At 33.6% G+C, this 529-nt stretch carries 1 protein-coding gene; it reads left to right on the forward strand.

Features of this window, described 5'->3' with window-relative positions:
- On the forward strand, positions 1 to 529 hold a 529-nt coding region (locus tag L8U04_RS08280), incomplete at both ends, for an ankyrin repeat domain-containing protein (protein ID WP_263709825.1).

Here is a 529-nt window from a genome sequence, read left to right on the forward strand (position 1 = left end):
CAAAAGAGCTATTATCGATCCTGTTATCGCTTTAGCTTGTGCAGGAATTGCTTATGATAAAAGTAAAAGTTTTGAAATGATGGAGTATTTTGAAAATTTAGGACTTAAAGCCAATGAAGTGTGCTTTGGATACAATGCACTTAGTAGGTATATTGATAGAGATGGAAAAAATAAAGAAGTAATAGAGTATTTTTTTAAAAAAGGATGCACATTTGAAACTTATAATGAAGAAAGCGGCAGCACTCCTTTACATGAATGGATATTATGCGGCGAAGAAGTGAAGTATTTAGAAGAAGCTTTAAAACTAGGAGCAAATCCTAATATGAGAGCCATTAAAACAGAAAGTGAATTTAGCTTTACTAATACAGGAGAAACCCTTTTGCATAGAGCTGCAGAATCTGATGAGAAACCTATAGGAGCTTGTGTGGAAGTGCTAATCAAATATGGAGCTGATGTAAATGCGGCTAATTGTGGTATAAGTGATATTGAAGATGGAAAAATTGAATATTATGATCCTGCTACTCCATTG

Source organism: Campylobacter sp. IFREMER_LSEM_CL908 (assembly GCF_025771545.1).
Taxonomy (GTDB): domain Bacteria; phylum Campylobacterota; class Campylobacteria; order Campylobacterales; family Campylobacteraceae; genus Campylobacter_D; species Campylobacter_D lari_D.